This is a genomic window from Flavobacterium sp. KH_001 (assembly GCF_057840745.1).
In genome coordinates, this window is sequence record NZ_CM174520.1 from 3,918,119 (window position 1) to 3,938,477 (window position 20,359).

Below are 20,359 nucleotides of genomic sequence, written 5' to 3' on the forward strand. Positions count from 1 at the left end.
GGGGCTCTAGAAAGGAGGTGTTCCAGCCGCACCTTCCGGTACGGCTACCTTGTTACGACTTAGCCCTAGTTACCAGTTTTACCCTAGGCAGCTCCTTGCGGTCACCGACTTCAGGCACCCCCAGCTTCCATGGCTTGACGGGCGGTGTGTACAAGGCCCGGGAACGTATTCACCGGATCATGGCTGATATCCGATTACTAGCGATTCCAGCTTCACGGAGTCGAGTTGCAGACTCCGATCCGAACTGTGACCGGTTTTATAGATTCGCTCCTGGTCGCCCAGTGGCTGCTCTCTGTACCGGCCATTGTAGCACGTGTGTAGCCCAAGGCGTAAGGGCCGTGATGATTTGACGTCATCCCCACCTTCCTCACAGTTTGCACTGGCAGTCTTGTTAGAGTTCCCGACATGACTCGCTGGCAACTAACAACAGGGGTTGCGCTCGTTATAGGACTTAACCTGACACCTCACGGCACGAGCTGACGACAACCATGCAGCACCTTGTAAATTGTCTTGCGAAAGATCTGTTTCCAAACCGGTCAATCTACATTTAAGCCTTGGTAAGGTTCCTCGCGTATCATCGAATTAAACCACATGCTCCACCGCTTGTGCGGGCCCCCGTCAATTCCTTTGAGTTTCATTCTTGCGAACGTACTCCCCAGGTGGGATACTTATCACTTTCGCTTAGCCACTGAAATTGCTTCCAACAGCTAGTATCCATCGTTTACGGCGTGGACTACCAGGGTATCTAATCCTGTTCGCTACCCACGCTTTCGTCCATCAGCGTCAATCCATTAGTAGTAACCTGCCTTCGCAATTGGTATTCCATGTAATCTCTAAGCATTTCACCGCTACACTACATATTCTAGTTACTTCCTAATAATTCAAGTTTAACAGTATCAATGGCCGTTCCACCGTTGAGCGATGGGCTTTCACCACTGACTTATTAAACCGCCTACGGACCCTTTAAACCCAATGATTCCGGATAACGCTTGGATCCTCCGTATTACCGCGGCTGCTGGCACGGAGTTAGCCGATCCTTATTCTTACGATACCGTCAAGCTACTTCACGAAGTAGTGTTTCTTCTCGTATAAAAGCAGTTTACAATCCATAGGACCGTCATCCTGCACGCGGCATGGCTGGATCAGGCTTGCGCCCATTGTCCAATATTCCTCACTGCTGCCTCCCGTAGGAGTCTGGTCCGTGTCTCAGTACCAGTGTGGGGGATCTCCCTCTCAGGACCCCTACCCATCGTAGCCTTGGTAAGCCGTTACCTTACCAACTAGCTAATGGGACGCATGCTCATCTTTTACCGTTGTGACTTTAATTACAAAATGATGCCATTTCGTAATACTATGAGGTATTAATCCAAATTTCTCTGGGCTATCCCTCTGTAAAAGGTAGATTGCATACGCGTTACGCACCCGTGCGCCGGTCTCTAGTTCCGAAGAACTATACCCCTCGACTTGCATGTGTTAAGCCTGCCGCTAGCGTTCATCCTGAGCCAGGATCAAACTCTTCATCGTATATTGTTTGTTCCGATTAATCGGAACTAATTATTATTCGAATCAGTCTCTATCGGTTCTTTTATAAATCTCTCGATTATCTTACTCTTTATTCTTTTGCTCTAACATCTCTGTTAAAGCGGCTGTCAATTCAATATGTCTACGAACGTGTCTTTCAATCTTGTTTTGCTTGTCTCTCAAAGCGGGTGCAAAAGTAGAAAACTTATTTCTAACTGGCAAATGTTTTTTGAAGTTTTTTTTGAAAAATTTTCGTTTCAATTTCCTCTTCTTATTTACCAATCTATCAATGAACTTTCCGTGTTTTGCGGGGTGCAAATGTAACATCCGTTTTCAAATCTCACAAGCTTTTTGGAATCTTTTTTTGAAAATATTTTTTCAGTATTAATTCGTATGCTTGTCAGTATTTCAGTGAACGTCTATCGCTGTTGCGGGTGCAAAAGTACCACCTTTATTTACATTTCCAAGGGTTTTTATTATATAATTTCAATCTTTTTTATAAGTCACTGGTATAACGGTTTTTATAAGACAAAGTTTTTTTAGCGTTTTCTGGGTTTTGGCTGGATTTGCCTGTTTTGGGTGGTTTTGCCACAAAGGCACCAAGGCGCAAAGTTTTAATTCTTCCCTTTTATTGGGTTTACCTGCTTTTGAAAAAATGCTCAAAGCTGGGTTTTTCTTTGTTTTCCCGGGTTCTTATGAAAATAATATAGCGGGAAGTCTTCTTCTTTCTTCCGGAAAACGATTATCTTCTTCTGGAAACAGCTCCCCTAGCCCCGATAGAAGTGGAAATCCTTTTGTGCCGGGGTTCGGCACAAAAGATTTGGAAGGACAGCGGGAAATAGCTCCTTACTAAAAAACAAATTCCAAATCTTGAAAATCCAAATTCCAATTGAAATGGGCTTCGGCTTCGCTCAGTCGCTCTCACATATATTCTGTACTATATATTATAGTAGATTTTCTCTCCTTATATATATGTATAAAAAAAACAACCCGACAGATTTTAATAAACTGTCGGGCTACTATACTATATATGTATCACTATTGATCTTTGGGCTCTTTTGCTTTTTCTTCCCAATGATTCATAAGATCATTATAATTTAAGGGATTTGCTGCTTTCTGATTTATCAATCGGCCAGATTCAAATGCTCTTTGCAGAATTGTTTCTATTAAATAGTCTTCATTGACCTCATATGGCTTGTATTCTTTCTTTAAACTAATATCAAACAAACTGGCGGTTGTATTTGATACGAAAGCTTTGAAACCACTCTTTAAAGTTCGGATCAATTCGTAAGTTGTGATTCCGGTTTGTCTGTGAACTAATTTTACTAGAATTTGACCTTGTTTACGCGAAAGCTTTTTTAATCTTGCTTCGAATTCATTATTAAGATAGTCTTCTACAATTTTAAAATACTTCTTTTTTTCACGATTGGTTTTCAGACGTGCCATTCCCTGGTTTAAAGCTGTCAATCTATCTGCAGCTAATTTTGCGTATGGATATACTTTATAAACTCTATTCTGAAGAATTAGGAACTGCTTTTGAGCTTCGGGATCGAGCTTCTCTTTGGTAATAATAATCTCTGGCAATTCAATGGTATCGCCCAAAATAGAATCTCGTTCTGTTAGAATATAGCCCATTCGCTCATTTTCTTTTGGCGTAACCTGAGCATGGCTTGAAAACGAAATCAATATAAAGAATAAAAGAATGTAGGTAAATCTCATTGAGTCATAATTTAAATGTAAAATTATATATTTATATACAACTCTGATACCAAATTTATAAATTAGCAAAAAAATATTTTTATGAGTACTGAATCTATCTTAAAAGATACCTCAATTGCTTTCCTGGAAAGCTACCTAAATAACGCCTCGCCTACCGGATATGAAAGTGAAGGACAAAAACTTTGGATGAATTATTTAAAACCATACGTTGACACTTTTATTACAGATACTTATGGAACAGCTGTTGGAATCATTAATCCTGATGCTCCTTTTAAAGTTGTAATTGAAGGTCATGCGGATGAAATTTCGTGGTATGTAAACTATATTACTGACGATGGTTTACTGTATGTAATTCGTAATGGTGGTTCAGATCATCAGATTGCGCCATCAAAAAGAGTTAATATTCATACTAAGAAGGGAATTGTTAAAGGTGTTTTTGGATGGCCGGCGATTCATACACGTTTACGTGATAAAGAAGAGATCCCGAAATTGAGCAACATTTTCATTGATTTGGGTTGTGAAACCAAAGAACAAGTTCTTGAAATGGGTGTTCATGTGGGTTGTGTTATCACTTATCCTGATGAATTCATGATTTTAAACGAAAATAAATTTGTTTGTCGTGCGATAGATAACAGAATGGGCGGTTTTATGATTGCTGAAGTTGCTCGTTTATTACATGAAAATAAAAAGACTCTTCCATTTGGATTATACATCGTCAACTCGGTTCAGGAGGAAATTGGTCTACGTGGTGCCGAAATGATTGCGCAAACCATTAAACCAAATGTAGCCATCATCACTGACGTTTGTCACGACACTACTACCCCAATGATTGACAAAAAAGTAGAAGGCGATCTTAAAATGGGTAAAGGGCCGGTTATCGCTTATGCTCCGGCAGTTCAAAATAAATTACGTGATTTAATTGTGGATACAGCAGAGGAAAATAAAATTCCGTTTCAACGTAGCGCAATTTCCAGAGCGACCGGAACAGATACCGATGCTTTTGCTTACAGCAATGGTGGTGTAGCATCTGCATTGATTTCGTTACCTCTACGTTATATGCACACGACTGTTGAAATGGTTCACAGAGAAGATGTTGAAAATGTGATTCAATTGATTTATGAATCATTATTGAAGATTGAAAATAATGAGACTTTCTCTTATTTCAAATAAGAAATAAATTTAAACGTCAATTCGGTTATTATTAGCCGAATTGACTCACAAAAAACAGCATGAAAATACTATTACTCGAAGACGATTTTACTTTATCTAAAGAAATCTCTGCATTCTTTACTTCAAAAGAATTCGAGTGTGTACCTTATTATGATGGTTCTTTATTATTAAAGAAATACCTATCACAGGAATATGATCTGATTGTTCTTGATATTAATGTACCAGGAACGAACGGCATTGACGTTTGCAAAGGAATCAGGGAAATTGACAAAAAGACCCCTATTATAATGCTTACTGCTTTTAGCGAAATTGAAGACAAATTAGCTTCTTTTGATAATGGTGCCGATGATTATTTGGTTAAACCTTTTCATTTTGAGGAATTGTATGCCCGTATTTCATCACTTTTACGACGCAAGGATATTCCGCAGCAGAGTGAAAATAAAATTGTTATTGAAGATTTAGAAATTCTGGAAGATGATATGAAAGTATTTCGTTCAGGCGAAGAAATCAAACTGACACCAAAAGAATTTAAATTGATTCTGATTCTGGCTCATGCCAAAGGAAAAGTATTATCTAAACAATTTATTGCCGAGAAACTATGGGACTATCACATTGAAACCAATCAGAATACAATTGAGGTTTATATCAATTTTTTAAGAAAGAAAATTGATAAGGACCACGAAACAAAACTGATTCGGACCAAAATTGGTTACGGATATTATTTAAGTGCTCAGGAATGACATTAAAAAACCGGATATCGCTTTTAGTTAGTCTACTTTTTACAATCCTATTTGGGTTGGCATCTACCGTGATATTTGTTTTGTATTCTAATTTTAGAAAAGAGGAATTTCGTGATCGTCTGGAAATAAAAGCTCTTTCGAACATTAAACTTTTGGTCAATGTAAAAGAGGTTGATGATCAGCTTTTGAAAATGATTGATCAAAACTCCATCAATAAATTGTATGATGAAAAAACGTTGGTCTTTGATTCTCATTACAAATTAATCTACAGCAGTATTGACGATGCTAAAATAAACTGGTCTATTGAAGATTTAAAATACCTTAAAAAACATAAAACCTTTTTTAAACAACAAGGTGATTATGAAGTTTATGGTGTTTTCTATGACACAAAAGATAAAGATTTTTATGCACTGATATCTGCGACAGATGATTATGGTAAACGAAAACTACTCTTTCTTAGATATACTTTAATTGTTTCTTATATTTTCTTTACGTGTATTTGTTGGGTTTTGACTTCCTTCATGGTGAAAAAAGCAATGAGTCCGCTTAGTATTTTTCATCAAAAAATAAACAACATCAACGAGAACAATCTTGACACTCGTATCGAATCAAAAAGTACTAAAAACGAAATCGATTTGATTGCAAATGAATTTAATTTCATGATGGATCGAATTGAAATCTCCTATCAAAAACAAAAAGAATTTACGGCGCACGCTTCACATGAACTTAGAACTCCGTTGTCGCGAATAACTTCTCAAATCGAAAATACAATTACCGATTCAGGAACATCTGATAAAGGAAAATCTTTCTTAAAAACAATTTTAACTGATGTCAATCAATTAACCGAACTTATTAATTCGCTATTGATTCTTTCTAAAATTGATAATAAGAATCTTGAAAATCATGAAGTACACCGAATGGATGAAATTCTGTTTTCGGCAATTGAAGACTTAAACAAAAGCTTTCCTGATTTTGTAATTCTTTTTGAAATGGAAGAAGATGATAATCTGGATACTGCTTTAGAAATTAAAGGAAACAAAAACTTACTTGAAATCGCTTTAGGTAATGTTTTAAAAAATGCTTGTATATACTCAGACAACAAACAAGCCAATGTAAAAATTAACACTGAAAATGATCATCTTATTATTTCGATTTCAAATACCGGAAATACACTAAGCGAAAACGAGCAAAAGAATCTTTTTCAACCGTTTATGCGTGGAGCCAATTCTAAAGGCACAACAGGTTTTGGATTAGGATTGCGTATTGTCAATCGTATTTTAGTACTACATAAAGCTAAAATCAAGTACAGTATTCCTGAAGCAAAGACAAATCTCTTTCAATTGATTTTTCATTAAAATCATTTTATTTCACTCTAAATCATTTTTAAGGTCTTTTTAAGGTCATTATTAAGGTCTCTTAAAGTCTTGCGATAGCATCTTTGTATCAAATAAAACCGATACAATGAAAAAGTTAATTGCACTCCTATTTCTGATTTTGGCAAGTCAGGCAGGCTTTGCTCAAAAAACAGTCACTCTTGAAGATTGTGAAAGCCAATTTTTAAAAAACAATCTATTTTTACTGGCCTCCCAATATAATATTGATGCCTCAAAAGCGCTGACCATTCAGGCACGTATTTGGGATAATCCGACCATTACGGCAGAATTAAATGCTTATAATCCTGAAAGAAATCAATATTTCGATATTGGAAAAGACGGTCAAAAAGCATTTGGTATCGAACAGCTTATTTATTTAGGTGGAAAAAAACGTAATGAAGTAAAACTGGCTCAAACTAATGAGCAATTAGCTGAGTTGCAATTTAATGACTTACTTCGAACTTTAAAACTGCAATTGCGTAAAAGTTTCTACACTGTTTATTACAATACAAAAAGTCTTGAAACTACGGATAAACAATTGGCCCATATCGAAGACTTAATCAACTCCTACTCTATTCAGGCCCAAAAAGGGAATGTTCCTTTGAAGGATGTGGTTCGTTTACAATCCTTATATCTTAATTTTAAGAATGAGCGTATGGAAGTTGTGAATGATAATATTGAAGAACAGGCAAATTTAAAATTATTACTGAACGAGAAAGAAACCGTGATTCCAAATGTTTCTGATTCAGAGTTTAGTAAATATTTAAAAACAATCCCTTTTGATTTGAAATCTTTTGAAGACCAAGCTATCGCAAATCGTCCCGATTATTTAGCCAAACAAAAAGAAATTGATGCCAACGAAATCAATGTAAAATGGCAAAAATCACTTTCAGTTCCTGATATTACTGTAGGTGCGAATTATGATCAACGAAGTGGCGCTTTTAATAAAGAAGCTAATTTGACACTTGGGATTCCGCTTCCACTTTGGAATAAAAATAAAGGAAACATAAAATACGCTCAAACTATTTTAGATCAATCTAAAGTTGAAAAACAAAATTTTGATTTGCAACTGCAAACTGAAATCACATCGGCATGGAATAAATGGGATGAATCACGCAAAAACTACGCGGTGATAAAACCAACTGTTAACGCAGATTTTGATGCCGTTTACAACGGAATGTTAACCAATTTTCAAAAACGAAATGTGAGCTTATTAGAATTTACAGATTTTATGGAAAGCTACAATCAGGCAACAGTTCAGGTTAATGAATTGAAGAAAAAACTAGCGCTTTCCGGAGAAGAATTAAACAGCACGATCAACAAAGACTTATTCTAAAACAAATTAAAGATGAAACATAAACTAATAATAGGAATAGCAATTGTGAGTCTCGCATTCACAAGCTGTAAAAAGGAAGTTGAAAATCCACAGACCAATACCTCTTTCGCATTAAGTGATGCAATGCTAAAAACGACTACTACAGATGTAGCACAAACACAACCTGTAAAAAACGAATTGAGCTTTTATGGAAAAATTACCGCTGATAACAATAAAATGATTGATGTTTATCCACTTGTGGGTGGAAACGTAATTAAAGTAAATGTAGAACTTGGAGATTACGTACACAAGGGGCAAGTTTTAGCTACGATTAAAAGTACTGATATTGCCGATTTTGAGAAACAATCTCTTGATGCCAAAAGTGATTTATTAGTAGCGAAAAACAATCTCAAAGTGGCTCAGGAATTATTTGATGGAAAATTAAATTCGGAGAGTGATGTGCTTCAGGCCAAATCTGAAGTAACTAAAGCACAATCTCAATTAGGAAAAATTCAGGAAACGTATAAAATCTATAATATTAAAGCTGGTTCTATTTATGAAGTAACGGCTCCGATTAGCGGATTTATTATTCAAAAAAGCATTAATCAGGATATGCTTTTGAGAAATGACCGTTCTGAAAACATCTTTGATATTGCTGAAATCAGTGAGGTTTGGGCGATGGCCAACATCAATGAAACCGATATTGATAAAGTAAAATTGGGAATTGATGCTGATGTAACCACTTTAAGTTATCCTGATAAAGTTTTTAAAGGAAAAGTAGATAAAATTTTCAACGTAATTGATCCGGAAACAAAAGCAATGCAGGCACGTATAAAACTACAGAACCCAGGTTACTTATTAAAACCTGATATGAATGCCAACATTAAATTGTCTTTTAAAGAAGATAAATCATTGATTGCTATTCCGAGTGACGCTATTGTTTTTGATAAAAGCAAAAATTTCGTTATGGTTTTTAAAGATCGTCACAATATTGAAACCAGACAAGTTGAAGTTTATAGTGTTGTCGGTGATACTACCTACATATCAAGTGGATTGAAAGAAAACGAAAAAGTCATTACCAACAATCAGTTATTTATTTATCGCGCCTTAAACGAATAAATCATGAACAAATTCATCAGAAATATTATTGCTTTTTCGCTTAAGAATAAAGCATTCACCTTTTTTTGGGTGGGATTATTGGCGGTAGCAGGATTTATTTCCTTTAAAAATATGCCAATTGATGCCTTTCCGGATGTAACGAATACTCAGATTATTATCATTACACAATGGAATGGGAAAAGTGCTGAAGAAGTAGAACGTTTTGTGACTTCTCCAATTGAAATCTCGATGAACTCGGTTCAGAAAAAAACTAGCGTTCGCAGTATTACGATGTTTGGATTATCTGTGATCAAAATTATTTTTGATGATGGAGTCGATGATACTTTCGCGCGTCAGCAAGTCAATAATTTATTGAAGAATGTTTCCCTGCCTGAAGATGTCGAGCCCGATGTTCAGCCTCCGTATGGACCAACAGGAGAAATATTCAGATACATTGTAAAAAGTAACAGCAGAGACAGTAGAGAATTGTTGACTTACCAAAACTGGGTAATTGACAAACAACTTCGTTCCGTTCCTGGTGTTGCCGATTTAAATGTTTTTGGAGGACAAACTAAAACTTATGAAGTTGGTGTTGATCCTATCAAATTAGCAAAATACAACATTACTCCACTACAAGTTTACAATGCTGTCAATGCAGGAAACTTAAATGTTGGTGGAGATATTATTGAGAAAAATGGCCAGGCATTCGTCGTTCGCGGTGTCGGACTTTTAAAATCGATTCCGGATATCGAAAATATTATTGTTGATGATGCGGGAGGGAATCCTATTCTGGTAAAAAATGTCGCTTCGGTTTATGAAAGTTCCATGCCGAGAGTCGGGCAAACCGGAATTGGTAAAAATGATGATGCTGTTGAAGGAATTGTTGTGATGCGTAAAGGCGAAAACGCTCAGGAAACATTGGCCTTAATTAAAGATAAAATCAAGGATTTAAATGATAATGTTCTTCCAAAAGACATTAAAATAGAAACATTTTACGATCGTGATAATTTAATGAATTTTACGACCGAAACGGTAATGCACAATTTGTTCGAAGGAATTATTCTGGTTACGTGTGTCGTTTTTCTTTTTATGGCTGATTGGCGAACTACTTTTACGGTTTCCATAGTTATTCCATTGTCCTTATTGTTTGCATTTTTATGTTTGAAAATGATGGGAATGAGTGCCAACTTACTGAGTTTGGGTGCAGTCGATTTCGGAATTATTATTGATGGCGCGGTGGTTATGGTCGAGGGATTGTTTGTGGTATTGGACCACCGAGCGCATCAATTGGGAATGAAGGCTTATAATAAAATTGCAAACGGAAGTTTGATTAAAAAAACCGGAACCGAAATGGGTAAAGCTATTTTCTTTTCTAAATTAATCATTATTACTGCATTATTGCCAATTTTCTCATTCCAGAAAGTAGAAGGAAAAATGTTCTCGCCCCTAGCCTACACTTTAGGTTTTGCTTTAATGGGAGCTTTACTTTTCACACTGACTTTGGTTCCCGTTCTGTCACACATTCTTTTAAATAAAAATGTAAAGGAGAAAAATAATCCATTCGTGAATTTCTGGGATCGAATTGTCGGAAAAGGATTTGCATGGACATTTAAACACAAAGTAAAAACGCTGATTGCCTCTGTTGTAGTTTTAGTTGCTGTTTTCTTTTCGGCTAACTTTTTAGGAACAGAATTCCTTCCACAATTAAATGAAGGAGCATTATGGGTGACGGCAGAATTACCAATGAGTACTTCGCTTCCTGAAAGTGTAAAGACCGCTGCAATGATTCGAAAAGATCTGGAAAGTTTTCCGGAAGTAAAAAATGTATTGTCGCAAACAGGTCGAAGCAATGACGGAACAGATCCAAATGGATTTGGATTTATCCAGCTTCAGGTTGATTTGAAACCGAAATCAGAATGGAAGCGAAACATCAATATGGATGAGTTGATTAATGAAATGGATAATAAACTGAAAGTTCACCAGGGAATTACCTATAATTATTCGCAACCCGTTATTGATAATGTAGCCGAATCTGTAGCCGGGTTTAAAGCTTCAAATGCCGTAAAAATTTATGGAGATGATTTAGACAAACTGGATGAATTATCAAATGAAGTTTTAGCCAAAATTAAAGATATTCCTGGTATAAAAGATGCCGGAATTTTAAGAAACGTTGGTCAGCCAGAAATCAGTGTGATTCTGGACAGAGAAAAAATGGCCGCTTATGGCGTTACTTTGAGTGATGCTCAAGCTGTTTTAGAATTGGCTTTTGGAGGAAAAACAGCGACTCAAAAATATGAAGACGAGAAAAAATTTGATGTGAGAGTTCGTTTTTCTAAAGAGTATCGTAAAGATGAGGAAGATTTGGCTGAACTTAAAGTTCCAACTATTAGTGGAGTTAAAATTCCGTTGAAAGAAATCTGCGATATTAAAACGGTAACGGGTCCAGCATTCATTTACAGAGACAATACAAAACGCTTTATTGGAGTTAAATTTTCAGTTCGTGATCGTGATTTAGGAAGTACAATCGCCGAAGCACAGAAAAAAGTAGCCGAATTGAAAATGCCAAACGGTTACACAACTGGATGGACAGGAGAATTTGAAAACCAAGTTCGAGCCAGTGCACGTTTGGCTCAGGTTGTACCGATCAGTTTAATTGGAATATTTGTATTGTTGTTTATTTTGTTCGGAAATATTAAAGATTCATTGCTTGTTTTAGCGAATGTTCCGTTTGCGATTATTGGAGGAATTATGGCTTTGCATATTACAGGAATGAATTTTGGAATCTCCGCTGGTGTTGGTTTTATTGCTCTTTTGGGAATTTGTATTCAGAATGGAGTAATTCTGATCTCTGAATTCCATCATAATCTGAAGGCCAAATTTACTCTCGAAGAATCCATTTTCATGGGAGTAAAAGCCAGAACAAGAGCTGTAGTTATGACTGCTTTAATGGCATCGATAGGTTTAATGCCTGCAGCAATTTCAACCGGAATTGGTTCTGAATCACAAAAACCATTGGCCATTGTAATTATTGGAGGTTTAATTACAGCAACTATTTTAACGCTATTGGTATTCCCAATTATATTTTGGGTTTTCAACCGCAAGAAAAATGTTCCTATTGAATAAGGATCTAAAAATAAATTAATTGGTTAAAGAAAAAGCATCATTATTTTTTAATGGTGCTTTTTTGATTCCGTTACATTTTAGTTTAATATCTTGCATCAATAAAATCATTTATGAAATATATCTACTTTTTAATAACGCTGTTTTCAATTTCATTATTAGCCTCAGTTATAAATCCAAAAGAAGGATTTACTTGTTTTCTTGAAGTTATTCCTGCTATTATTGGGTTTCTGGTTTTAGCTTTCACTTTCAAAAAATTCCGTTTTACCAATTTCACTTATACTTTGATTTTAATTCATTGCATTATACTGTTTGTTGGAGGACATTATACGTATGCCGAAGTTCCTTTCTTTGATTATATAAAAGAAGTATTTCATCAAAGTCGAAATAATTATGATAAAGTAGGCCATTTTGCCCAGGGATTTGTTCCGGCAATGATTATCAGAGAGTTATTTATTAGGAAAGAAGTAATCAATAATAAAAGCTTTTTCAACTTTATCATCGTTAGTATTTGTCTGGCGATTAGTGCCGCTTATGAATTTATAGAATGGTTTGTTTCGCTTGCTACTGGCGAAGGAGGAGATTCATTTCTTGGGACACAAGGTTATGTTTGGGATACACAATCTGATATGCTGTTTGCAACGATTGGAGCAATTACAGCTTTGATTCTGTTTTCAAAAATTCAGGATAAGCAAATTAAGAAAATAGATTTTTAATTGCTACTTCGTTTAAGGCATAAAAATAAAAACGGCCTTCTGCTCAAGGAAGGCCGTTTTGTATACTAACTCAAACTAGATTAAAACAAAACTGTTATTTTAAATCTTTTAAAATAGCAATTGCTTCTGTTGCGTTTGATAATTCTGCATATTTCAAAGCAGTATATTTTTTCTCATTTTTATCACCAGGACGTGCACCGTTTTCTAGCAATACTTTAAGAATTTCAACTTTGTTATAACGCGCTGCAATCATTAAAGGCGTCATGTCTTCTGATTGTTCATTTACGTCTGCACCGTATGCAATAAATTTTTTCACTACTTCTAAATCTCCTTTACTAACTGCTACATGCAATGGAGCTGAAAAACTATGTGATACTTCAATTTTTGGATTCACTACTGATGATGTGTGATTCGCTGCCATAGAAACATTGGCAAAAGCTATTAAAGCTACTCCTAAAATAATTACTGATTTTTTCATGTTGATTGATTATTAAATTGATTGATTAATGATGATTTTTAATTTCTATGTAAATGTAATCCTATTTTTTGTATTATGCATTACCAAGTACCTTGTTTTAACTAATTCTTAACATTCATTTAATAGAAACCTAATAAACTCTCCTGAATGTTAAGTTATCGTTTCATATATAGACGCTCAAATATTCATTTTGTTACAGTTTAAATCAAAAAAAAATAAAAAATCATATAAAAATTTTAGAATACCATAAAACCAACCTTTTACTTTTTTAACTTTACTATTGAAAACTAGCCAAATAAAGCAGTACCAATCTTAAAATTACAACTTATGCTTATCATTAAAAGAATTTTACTAATCCTGATACTGATTGTATCAATTGTATTAATAGCAGCTTACTTTATGCCAAAAGATTATGCTGTTGAAAGAGAAATTACTATTAATAAACCTGCTGATAGTGTGTTTAATTATGTGAGATATTTAAAAAATCAAAATGAATTTAGTGTCTGGGCAAATATTGATCCGAAAATGAAATCAACTTACACAGGAACGGACGGATCTGTTGGTGCTATCGCAGCATGGGAAAGTGATGTAAAAGATGTTGGTGTTGGAGAACAGGAAATTACCAAGATAGCAGAAGGAAAGCGTATTGACTTTGCATTACGTTTTAAAGAGCCAATGAATGACACTGCTGTTGGTTTTATGTCTACAGAAGCTGTAGCTGGAAATCAAACCAAAGTAAAATGGGGGATCAACGGTGTTTTTCCTTATCCAATGAATGTCATGATGCCGATGATGAAAATGGATGAAATGATTGGCAAAGATCTACAAAAGGGCCTTGAAAATTTGAAAACTAAAATGGAGCAATAAAAAATAATATCCCCAGATTAAAATAATTTAATCTGGGGATATCCATATAAGTTTAAAACGAAAAGTTACTATTTAGAACTAAGATATTCCAATACATTTTTATTAATACGCTGATCAATATTTGCAATATCAGCTTTAACAAATTTTTCTCCTAAAATATTCTCGTATAATTCAATGTATCTTTCAGACACAGATTCAATATATTCATCAGTCATATTTGGAATTTGCTGTCCTTCCTGACCTTGAAAACCATTCTCGATCAACCAACGACGTACAAACTCTTTTGACAATTGTTTTTGCTCCTCTCCTTTTTCTTGTCTTACCTGATATCCCTCAGCATAAAAATAACGAGAAGAATCTGGCGTATGAATTTCATCAATTAAAACAATAACACCATCTTTTGTTTTTCCGAATTCATATTTTGTATCAACTAAAATCAAACCACGACTTGCAGCGATTTCAGTTCCTCTTTGAAATAAATCACGTGTATATTTTTCTAAAACAATATAATCTTCTTCAGAAACAATTCTTTTTGCTAATATATCCTCACGAGAAATATCCTCATCATGAGAACCGTTATCAGCTTTTGTAGTCGGCGTAATAATTGGCTCTGGAAATTTATCATTTTCCTTTAAACCTTCTGCCATAGTTACACCGCAAATCTGTCTTTTTCCTGCAGCATACTCACGAGCGGCGTGTCCTGAAACATAACCACGAATTACCATTTCTACTTTGAATGGCTCACATAAATGTCCAACAGCAACGTTTGGATCTGGTGTAGCAATCAACCAATTTGGAACAATATCTTCTGTTAACTCCATAAATCGGGTTGCAATCTGATTCAAAATTTGTCCTTTGTACGGAATCCCTTTTGGTAAAACCACATCAAAAGCCGAAAGTCTGTCCGTTGCCACCATTACTAAAAGTTCATCATTAATATTATAAACTTCCCTAACTTTTCCGCGATAAACTGATTTCTGATTCGGAAAATTAAAATTTGTTGTTGTAATTGTATTGCTCATTATCCTATGTTGTGTTGTTGTTTTACGAATGCAAATTTAAAACTAATTAAAAGAGCAAACAAGAAAGTTATTCAGTTTTCAGTCACAGTTTTTAGTCGGCCAAACTACGACTGAAAACTATGACTGCTAGCTTACTTTTTAAGAAGCGTTGAATTAAATAAATTTAAGATTCTGCTGTATTCATCAATCCACGAATACGTTTCTTTAAATCCATGAGATTCCACCGGAAAAGAAGCTAAGCTCCAGTTCTTCTTTTCTAATTCGATAAAACGCTGGGATAAACGCACAACATCTTTATATTCAACATTATCATCAACCATTCCATGTAACATTACAAGGTTTCCTTTTAAATTATCAGCAAAATAAATTGGTGAGCTTTTTTTGTAAGCTTCTGGATCAGTTTCTGGAAAATTCAAAATATTTCCTGTGTATCCGTGATTATAATGTGCCCAATCTGTAACAGAACGCAAAGCCGCACCCGAAGCAAATTCGCCAGGAGTCGTCAACATTCCCATTAAAGTAATAAAACCACCATATGAACCTCCATAAATCCCAACTCGATTGACATCAATACCATATTTCTCCACTAATAATTTCTTTCCGTCAAGATGATCAGATAAATCTTTTCCTCCCATAAAACGATAAATTCCGGTTCTGAAATCTCTACCGTAACCGTCACTACCTCTATAATCAATGTCTAAAACAGTATAACCTAAATCAGTCAACAAATTATGAAACATATATTCTCTATAATAATTGCTCCAAAAATTATGAGCATTTTGAAGATATCCAGCTCCGTGCACAAAAATTACAGCAGCTTTATTGGAAACTTCTGCTTTAGGCGTATAAATTCTTGCATTAACTGGTGTTCCGTCTTGCGCTTTGAATGTAATGACTTCGGGAGTTCTCCATTGGTATTTCTTAAAAGCTTCTGTAGTTGAAGAAGATATTTGCTGTAAAGTTGTGTTCTTCTTATTATCAGCTAAATAAAAATCCCAAGGAATATTTTTATAGGAATATCGAACTAAAAGCGATTTTTCATCAGGAGAAAGCACAACTTCATGTGCGCCATCTGTCGTTAAAATGGGTTGTAAAACACCATCCGCAACGGCTAGTTTGTAAAAATTTCTATTTCCTGGATGCGTTGTATTTGTCGTTAAATAAAATGCTTTTTTATCTTTCGAGAGAGTAACATCACGAACTTCCCAATTTCCTTTTGTTAGTTGCGTTTTCTTTTTAGATTTTACATTATAAGTATACAAATGAGAATATCCTGTAGCTTCAGATTGGAAATAAATAGTTTCCTGATCTGCTAAAAAACCAAGAGTTCCTGATTCAAAAGAATATCCCGGAATTCCAGGCCCGCCAATCCAGGCTTCATCGTGTTGGTATTCTATCTCTTCAAAAGTCCCTTTATCCAAATTTAAGTTTACTAACCATCTGTCTTTGTTGTCCTGACTTCTGATTTCGACAATCGCTAATGAACCATCTTCGTTATAAACTGGCGCCTGAGCAACAATCAATTTATCTTCTCTAGGTTTGTTTTTTAAATTATCATACAATTCAAAATACTTTGGGGTATCCTGAATATGATTTAAACTTGAAAAATTTAAATAGTAAACTGAGTCTTTTGCAACAGAGTATATCCCGAATTTAGTTTTAACAAAATTGGCTGTAGAAACTTTCTCTTTTGTTTCCGGAGTTTGATTATAGCCATCAGCGGTAATAAAAACCTCCATTGTTTCCTTTTTTATTTCAGGTTCTTCAACTAATAAAAAAGTAACAAAATTTCCATTTGGATTTGCTTTCAGGTTAAAAAACTGGTCTTTTCCATAAAAATACTCTTTTACAAAATCAGATTTTACTGCTTTGCTTTTAGCTAGATTCCATTGTTTTTTGGCTTCTTTATCTTTTATGAACTGAAACAATTCTTTTTGCTGTGTGTTTAAAAAAGTTTCTTTTTCAGGTTTAGTTTCTTTTTTAATTCCTTTGTTAAAGTTGGTTATTTGTAAAACAGTTCCTTCTTTAGTATTGTATTTAAAGATATTATCGTTTTGTTCAAAAAATAAAATTCCAGCCTGAGATCCTAACTGTAAATTAGAAATTGCTGTAGATTGTTGAATTAATTTCTTTGAAGTTTTGGCTTGAATGGAATAAGAATATAAACTTCCTTTGTCCAGAAAATAAACAACATCTGATCCAGGTTTTGTTTTAAAATCCATTTGAGAAAAAGCTTCTTCTTTTGGAGAAATAATCTCGGGTTTGGTCATTCCTTTTTGCCAGAAGTAAGTGCTTGTTCCCAATTCATTTTTCGGGTTCCATTCAAAATAAACCTTTTTCCCGTCTAAGGACCAACGTCCGTTTGTTGGTTGATTTCCAATAAAAGATTCTCCTTTCATTATTTCTTCTAATTTCAAACTCTGACTTTTACCAGTAATGGAAAGAAATAAAAAGGCAAGGATAAAAATGTTTTTTGTCATGGTAGTTGTTTTGAGAAAACAAAAATACACTTTGAAAGTTATTAAAAAAATTGTTTTTCTTTATTGATCTCCTGGTCTTAGATTAGTACTTAATTAAAAAAGAAAATCCCTGAAAAAATTTCAAGGATTACATATTTATGGAGGCAAAAGAATCATTTAAATTCCAAAATTCCTTTTCCCATTGATTTTATAGATTCATTCAAACTTCCTAAAGTTGTCGCTGGTAATCTTTTAATGTTTGAAATATTCACTACATAAATTTGCCCGTGATCTTTAGAAGGTGCAGCAGGTACAAAAACTACGGCACTCCCATCATCTTTTTCTTCGATTAAGTGGGCAGGTTGCCAATAATCTCCCGATTTTAGTAAAATCGGCAAATCTGTAATTGGTTTACCCATTTCTTTTGCCAATTTTTCTTCTGCTAATTTTTTATTTTTTTCATAGCCTGGCAAGAAAACCATTAATTTATTATCAATCCATTCCGTAAATTTTTTCAGGAAAGAAAACTGCATTAAATAACCGCTGAAATAAATCAATACTAATAAAAAGATACCTCCCATAACATCACTTGCAATTGGTCCGAAGACTTTATCTAAACGCAAGAACTGAGAAAATTTGTCTCCATATTTTTGAAAAAATCCCCAAACTTTCTCCAAAATCATAAAGAAAACAACCAGAGGTAATAAAAGGATAATTCCAGAAATACAATTTTTCTGAACCTGAAGTAAAAACTTGTCCATAATACTGATAATTAAGTTAATTATTTAAAATAGGTTTTACCAAACTCTGGTAAATTTCCTATAAATTTATAAATTCAGCTTTAATCAGCAATATGTTTTATTGGTAAATATTTAAAAATTAACCAATTACAAATTCTTTATCTAATATTTTTGAAGAAATATATTTCGCAACTCCGTCTTCAGTATTGGTTTTAATAACCTCTAAATTAGGCAACGTTTCTTTTAATAAAGCTGGAGCATTCCCCATAATCAAACCTTTTCCCGATACAGACAACATTTGAACATCGTTGAAACCATCTCCAAAAGAAACTGCTTCTTCTAAAGTAAACCCTTCTTTTTCTAAAACTTTTTCAATCGCAACCGCTTTATCTACCGCTTTATCCATAAATTCTAAACAAGTAGGCAAACTAAAAGCGTGATGTAAATGTTCTGAAGAATTGGCTAAAATGTCATCTTTCAATTTTACTAGCTTTTCATGATCATCACACGAGAAGAAAATTTTGATTGCTCCAAAATCTTCTAATGTTTTATAATCAACCAATTCCGGGCGATATTTTAGTTCAGCCTGAAAAGCGTTTAATTTTTCATTTATTTTATTGGTTTGCCAAACATTTTCTTTGAATAAAACTACCGTAATAGCAGGGTCAATATCAACATTCAAAGCATTTTTTACAACCTCACTGTCTAAGTTGAATGAAAAAAGTTCTTCTTTATTAGGTGAATGGATTCTCGCTCCGTTTGAACTCACTAAATATACCGGAACATCAAGTGTTTCAATAATAGCCATCGCGTCAAGATGATGACGGCCTGTAGCAACAACGATAAGATAATTTTGATTGTGAAGTTCCTGAAAAATGGATTTGGTATAATCTGAAATTTTGTGTTGAGGGTTGAGTAAAGTTCCGTCAAGGTCACTTACTACAACTTTTATATTTTTAAGCTTAGTCATATTAAAAATCAAGTATTTATAGAATGCAAATTTACGGCTTTAGGCGCAGAAGAACAAAGATTACAAGCTGCAAAAGCCTTAAATGAGCGAAGTTTATTATTTATTTAACTATTTCGTTAAATATTGAATTATAAATAATTTAAACTTTTATAATTCCGGATTTGTATAAATTTAATGCCTTTTGAATAACCCTTTCTATTTGTTCCAAAGGCAAATCTTCATCAGGATTAAGCAACATAATTTTCATTCTTGAACGTACTTCCTGAAGCAAAAAGGATTCATCAAAATATTTTCCTTCCACAATTCCAATGTATGGTAGTTTGTGTTTTTTATGAATCCACAAATAGCAGAACATTTTTCCTTTGTAGCAGAAAAAGGGCATTCCGTATTTTAGAACATGAGTAATTTCAGGATCTTGTTTTATAATAATTTCTCTTAATACAAGAAATACGCCTTTTACAGGTTCTTCTTGTTTTAAGTAGAAATCATCTAGTTGTTTCATTTTCTAATCTTTTGAGTTCTTGCATACTTTATTTTCAAAGTATCAGGACAATTAGAATTGGCTTTTAATTTGTAAACTAGAGAATCATTTTTAATATAAAATATTTCTCTATTGAAAATCGCAAAAGAAGCATCGTTTTTGGGATCACAGTTTGGAATTGTCAATAGATCATTTCTTTTGTATTTTCCAAAAGGAATGCATTCAACAAAAGGAAACATTCTATAACATGTATCACTAGTTGTACTGTTTAATTCTATTGAATCTCCAATTATTTTCCACTTCCCTTTTGATAATACCCTCCAATCACAGCCTGCACTTCTATAAGAAAAAGAACTGTCTTTATTTATTTTTATACTTGACCTACCAGGAACTATGTATTCTGTATCATACCAGGTCCCAATAAATTTATTTACAGGAATTTCTACTTTTTTGCAAGAAATCAAAAATATCAAGAGTAAAAAAGTAAATATTCTAATTATCATTCGGAAGTTTATTTTAAAATCTAATTTTCTAATTCAAAAAAAATATTCGTTTTCCACATTCCTATTA

The 20,359-nt window shown here is 34.1% G+C and carries 17 protein-coding genes and 1 rRNA gene; 9 read left to right on the forward strand and 9 right to left on the reverse strand.

Annotation, left to right across the window (positions count from 1 at the left end; genetic code table 11):
- Positions 1 to 10 precede the first annotated feature (10 nt).
- A 16S ribosomal RNA gene (locus AC3ITQ_RS17075) occupies positions 11 to 1,524 on the reverse strand.
- A gap of 553 nt (positions 1,525 to 2,077) precedes the next feature.
- Between AC3ITQ_RS17075 and AC3ITQ_RS17080 the strand changes: the two genes are divergently transcribed.
- A complete protein-coding gene (locus AC3ITQ_RS17080; RefSeq protein WP_489235340.1) occupies positions 2,078 to 2,374 on the forward strand; it encodes a hypothetical protein in 297 nt (98 codons plus the stop codon).
- A 185-nt stretch (positions 2,375 to 2,559) separates the two neighbouring features.
- Here AC3ITQ_RS17080 and AC3ITQ_RS17085 read toward each other — a convergent pair whose 3' ends face one another.
- Entirely contained in the window at positions 2,560 to 3,240 is a 681-nt protein-coding gene (locus AC3ITQ_RS17085) for a DUF4294 domain-containing protein (RefSeq protein WP_489235341.1), read from the reverse strand.
- 81 nt (positions 3,241 to 3,321) lie between these two features.
- On the opposite strand from AC3ITQ_RS17085, the gene AC3ITQ_RS17090 reads away from it, so the two are divergent.
- The 7 genes from AC3ITQ_RS17090 to AC3ITQ_RS17120 all read left to right on the forward strand — a co-directional run bounded on the left by AC3ITQ_RS17090 (position 3,322) and on the right by AC3ITQ_RS17120 (position 12,772).
- The gene (locus AC3ITQ_RS17090; protein ID WP_489235342.1) at positions 3,322 to 4,410 is read left to right on the forward strand and encodes a M42 family metallopeptidase; all 1,089 of its coding nucleotides are present in this window, start codon (positions 3,322 to 3,324) and stop codon (positions 4,408 to 4,410) included.
- A gap of 59 nt (positions 4,411 to 4,469) precedes the next feature.
- Positions 4,470 to 5,150, forward strand: coding sequence for a response regulator transcription factor (locus AC3ITQ_RS17095; protein WP_489235343.1), 681 nt, complete (start codon positions 4,470 to 4,472; stop codon positions 5,148 to 5,150).
- Entirely contained in the window at positions 5,147 to 6,505 is a 1,359-nt protein-coding gene (locus AC3ITQ_RS17100) for an ATP-binding protein (RefSeq protein WP_489235344.1), read from the forward strand. Before AC3ITQ_RS17095 ends, AC3ITQ_RS17100 begins: the two co-directional genes overlap by 4 nt.
- A gap of 106 nt (positions 6,506 to 6,611) precedes the next feature.
- Positions 6,612 to 7,859 carry a TolC family protein gene (locus tag AC3ITQ_RS17105; RefSeq protein WP_489235345.1) on the forward strand — a complete coding sequence of 416 codons (1,248 nt, stop codon included), beginning with the start codon at positions 6,612 to 6,614 and terminating at the stop codon, positions 7,857 to 7,859.
- Between the two features lie 12 nt (positions 7,860 to 7,871).
- Entirely contained in the window at positions 7,872 to 8,957 is a 1,086-nt protein-coding gene (locus AC3ITQ_RS17110; protein WP_489235346.1) for an efflux RND transporter periplasmic adaptor subunit, read from the forward strand.
- Between the two features lie 3 nt (positions 8,958 to 8,960).
- A complete protein-coding gene (locus tag AC3ITQ_RS17115; protein ID WP_489235347.1) occupies positions 8,961 to 12,059 on the forward strand; it encodes an efflux RND transporter permease subunit in 3,099 nt (1,032 codons plus the stop codon).
- Between the two features lie 110 nt (positions 12,060 to 12,169).
- Entirely contained in the window at positions 12,170 to 12,772 is a 603-nt protein-coding gene (locus AC3ITQ_RS17120) for a DUF2238 domain-containing protein (protein ID WP_489235348.1), read from the forward strand.
- 94 nt (positions 12,773 to 12,866) lie between these two features.
- Here AC3ITQ_RS17120 and AC3ITQ_RS17125 read toward each other — a convergent pair whose 3' ends face one another.
- Complete coding sequence (locus tag AC3ITQ_RS17125; RefSeq protein ID WP_489235349.1) at positions 12,867 to 13,250, reverse strand: ankyrin repeat domain-containing protein; 384 nt, start codon at positions 13,248 to 13,250, stop codon at positions 12,867 to 12,869.
- 327 nt (positions 13,251 to 13,577) lie between these two features.
- On the opposite strand from AC3ITQ_RS17125, the gene AC3ITQ_RS17130 reads away from it, so the two are divergent.
- Positions 13,578 to 14,117, forward strand: coding sequence for an SRPBCC family protein (locus AC3ITQ_RS17130; RefSeq protein ID WP_489235350.1), 540 nt, complete (start codon positions 13,578 to 13,580; stop codon positions 14,115 to 14,117).
- A 68-nt stretch (positions 14,118 to 14,185) separates the two neighbouring features.
- Here the strand turns inward: AC3ITQ_RS17130 and AC3ITQ_RS17135 are convergent, their stop codons facing one another.
- From AC3ITQ_RS17135 to AC3ITQ_RS17160, 6 genes are all read right to left on the reverse strand, one after another.
- On the reverse strand, positions 14,186 to 15,139 hold the full coding sequence (locus tag AC3ITQ_RS17135; protein ID WP_489235351.1) for a phosphoribosylaminoimidazolesuccinocarboxamide synthase: 954 nt from the start codon (positions 15,137 to 15,139) through the stop codon (positions 14,186 to 14,188).
- A gap of 131 nt (positions 15,140 to 15,270) precedes the next feature.
- Complete coding sequence (locus AC3ITQ_RS17140; RefSeq protein WP_489235352.1) at positions 15,271 to 17,619, reverse strand: S9 family peptidase; 2,349 nt, start codon at positions 17,617 to 17,619, stop codon at positions 15,271 to 15,273.
- Between the two features lie 152 nt (positions 17,620 to 17,771).
- Positions 17,772 to 18,359 (reverse strand): DUF502 domain-containing protein, encoded by a 588-nt coding sequence (locus tag AC3ITQ_RS17145; protein WP_489235353.1) that lies wholly within the window; start codon positions 18,357 to 18,359, stop codon positions 17,772 to 17,774.
- 118 nt (positions 18,360 to 18,477) lie between these two features.
- Positions 18,478 to 19,308 carry a Cof-type HAD-IIB family hydrolase gene (locus tag AC3ITQ_RS17150; RefSeq protein ID WP_489235354.1) on the reverse strand — a complete coding sequence of 277 codons (831 nt, stop codon included), beginning with the start codon at positions 19,306 to 19,308 and terminating at the stop codon, positions 18,478 to 18,480.
- Between the two features lie 139 nt (positions 19,309 to 19,447).
- Complete coding sequence (locus AC3ITQ_RS17155; protein ID WP_489235355.1) at positions 19,448 to 19,810, reverse strand: DUF1801 domain-containing protein; 363 nt, start codon at positions 19,808 to 19,810, stop codon at positions 19,448 to 19,450.
- Entirely contained in the window at positions 19,807 to 20,292 is a 486-nt protein-coding gene (locus tag AC3ITQ_RS17160) for a hypothetical protein (RefSeq protein WP_489235357.1), read from the reverse strand. The genes AC3ITQ_RS17155 and AC3ITQ_RS17160 overlap by 4 nt, the downstream gene beginning before the upstream one ends.
- Between the last annotated feature and the right edge of the window lie 67 nt (positions 20,293 to 20,359).

Excerpts from the sequence above, each read along its gene's own strand:
- AC3ITQ_RS17090 (WP_489235342.1), top strand. The coding sequence starts at position 3,322 with ATGAGTACTGAATCTATCTTAAAAGATACCTCAATTGCTTTCCTGGAA.
- AC3ITQ_RS17105 (WP_489235345.1), top strand. The coding sequence starts at position 6,612 with ATGAAAAAGTTAATTGCACTCCTATTTCTGATTTTGGCAAGTCAGGCA.
- AC3ITQ_RS17130 (WP_489235350.1), top strand. The coding sequence starts at position 13,578 with ATGCTTATCATTAAAAGAATTTTACTAATCCTGATACTGATTGTATCA.
- AC3ITQ_RS17120 (WP_489235348.1), top strand. The coding sequence starts at position 12,170 with ATGAAATATATCTACTTTTTAATAACGCTGTTTTCAATTTCATTATTA.
- AC3ITQ_RS17110 (WP_489235346.1), top strand. The coding sequence starts at position 7,872 with ATGAAACATAAACTAATAATAGGAATAGCAATTGTGAGTCTCGCATTC.
- AC3ITQ_RS17125 (WP_489235349.1), bottom strand. The coding sequence starts at position 13,250 with ATGAAAAAATCAGTAATTATTTTAGGAGTAGCTTTAATAGCTTTTGCC.
- AC3ITQ_RS17095 (WP_489235343.1), top strand. The coding sequence starts at position 4,470 with ATGAAAATACTATTACTCGAAGACGATTTTACTTTATCTAAAGAAATC.
- AC3ITQ_RS17140 (WP_489235352.1), bottom strand. The coding sequence starts at position 17,619 with ATGACAAAAAACATTTTTATCCTTGCCTTTTTATTTCTTTCCATTACT.
- AC3ITQ_RS17100 (WP_489235344.1), top strand. The coding sequence starts at position 5,147 with ATGACATTAAAAAACCGGATATCGCTTTTAGTTAGTCTACTTTTTACA.
- AC3ITQ_RS17085 (WP_489235341.1), bottom strand. The coding sequence starts at position 3,240 with ATGAGATTTACCTACATTCTTTTATTCTTTATATTGATTTCGTTTTCA.
- AC3ITQ_RS17155 (WP_489235355.1), bottom strand. The coding sequence starts at position 19,810 with ATGAAACAACTAGATGATTTCTACTTAAAACAAGAAGAACCTGTAAAA.
- AC3ITQ_RS17135 (WP_489235351.1), bottom strand. The coding sequence starts at position 15,139 with ATGAGCAATACAATTACAACAACAAATTTTAATTTTCCGAATCAGAAA.
- AC3ITQ_RS17160 (WP_489235357.1), bottom strand. The coding sequence starts at position 20,292 with ATGATAATTAGAATATTTACTTTTTTACTCTTGATATTTTTGATTTCT.
- AC3ITQ_RS17145 (WP_489235353.1), bottom strand. The coding sequence starts at position 18,359 with ATGGACAAGTTTTTACTTCAGGTTCAGAAAAATTGTATTTCTGGAATT.
- AC3ITQ_RS17150 (WP_489235354.1), bottom strand. The coding sequence starts at position 19,308 with ATGACTAAGCTTAAAAATATAAAAGTTGTAGTAAGTGACCTTGACGGA.
- AC3ITQ_RS17115 (WP_489235347.1), top strand. The coding sequence starts at position 8,961 with ATGAACAAATTCATCAGAAATATTATTGCTTTTTCGCTTAAGAATAAA.